This is a genomic window from Vibrio sp. Vb0349, assembly GCF_033338975.1.
Genome location: NZ_JAWOTS010000169.1, coordinates 1 through 1,486, shown reverse-complemented (window position 1 = coordinate 1,486; position 1,486 = coordinate 1). Strand labels below are relative to the sequence as shown.

Here is a 1,486-nt window from a genome sequence, read left to right as displayed (position 1 = left end):
AAGAGGGTGCTTGTGGCGCACCACCTATGGCGACAGGGGTTGCTGCGCCTAGGTTGGTCGCTTCTGCCATTGCCGCAACGTGGCTGGCAAGCAGAATGTAGGTGCCCGCGCTCGCGGCTCTTGAGCCTGAAGGCCCAACCCAAGTCGCAATCGGTGTGGTCGAGGATGTGATGGCGTGAATAATGTCTCTCATCGCGCTATCTAGCCCGCCAGGGGTATCCATTTTGAGAATCACTAGGCTCACGCCGTTGATTTGAGCTTGTTCAATTTCCCTAGTGAGGTAGTCACTGTTGGCTGGGCCAATTGCCCCTTTTACGGGCACAATCCAAACCGTATTTGCCAGTGTTTGGCCAGCAAATAGAAGCAGCGGTAGTAGCCATATCCATGTCCGTTTCATGCAGTCCTCCTTGTCCGGTGACAGGGACTTATTGAAAACCTTGTTTAAAGTATATACGCAGACATTTATATCGGGTTGAAACCGTGTTCGATCATCAGTGCGATGCAATACTGAGTCTTACTTGGCAAGAAGCAGAGAGATTGGGGAACAAAAAAGGCAAAGCGACAGAGGCCGCTTTGCCTTGGGAGGGGGAGCTAGATTAACAGTGGGGCAAGCCAGAAAACTGAGCGAATGCGTCTTCTCGAGTCATCGGTTTATAGAAGTAGAAACCTTGTAACTCATCTATATTCCACACTTTTAGTTTGCGGACTTGGCTGGCCGTCTCGACGCCTTCTGCGACGATGGTTAATCCCAACTCTTGCGACATATTGGCAATGTTTCGCACGAGCGTTTTGGCTCGGTCGTTGGTTTCAATTTCATCCACGTACGATTTGTCGAGTTTGACGATGTCTAGCGGGAAGTTGCACACGCTGCTGAATGAAGCGTAGCCCGTACCAAAATCGTCCAACGCCAGTTGTACGCCCAGTTGTTTGATTTCGTTGATGCAGTGGATGGATTCCGTTTCGCCGCCCATCAGCATACTTTCGGTGATTTCTAGCACCAAATGACCTGCAGAGATGTTGTGCTCTTCAATCATGGTTTGCAGGAATGAAATCAGCCGTGAATGGTAGAAATGCTGCGCACTCAGGTTGACGTGCACCGTCAGTGGCGGCAAGCCTTGGCTGTGTCTCTTTGTGTTCAGTTTGCCGATAAAATCGCAAGACTGATTGAGGATGGATTCTCCAAGTTCCACAATCAGTTTCCCTTGCTCTGCAAGCGGAATAAAGATCAACGGCGAGATAATGCCGAGCGTTGGATGCGGCCATCGAGCCAATGCTTCAAAGCCAATGATTTCACCTGATTTCGCGTTCACGATTGGTTGAAAATAAGGAATGATGTTGTCTTGTCGAATCGCTACTTCTAAGTCGCGATTGATGATCATCGACGTTTCTGCCTGCTCAGATAATTCACCATCAGCGACCAACACTTCATGCATGTGACGACCGCTCATTGACTGCGCTGAGTAACGAGCAACAAGCAATAGGTGCT

The 1,486-nt window shown here is 49.7% G+C and carries 1 protein-coding gene and 1 pseudogene; both read right to left on the bottom strand.

What is annotated here, in order from left to right; all coding sequences use genetic code 11:
- A pseudogene (locus R7Q47_RS24245) lies at positions 1–397 on the bottom strand (nodulation protein NfeD); the annotation flags it as partial.
- 199 nt (positions 398–596) lie between these two features.
- Positions 597–1,486 (bottom strand): EAL domain-containing protein (locus R7Q47_RS24240; protein ID WP_318089756.1); only part of this gene is annotated, 890 nt, incomplete at its 5' end.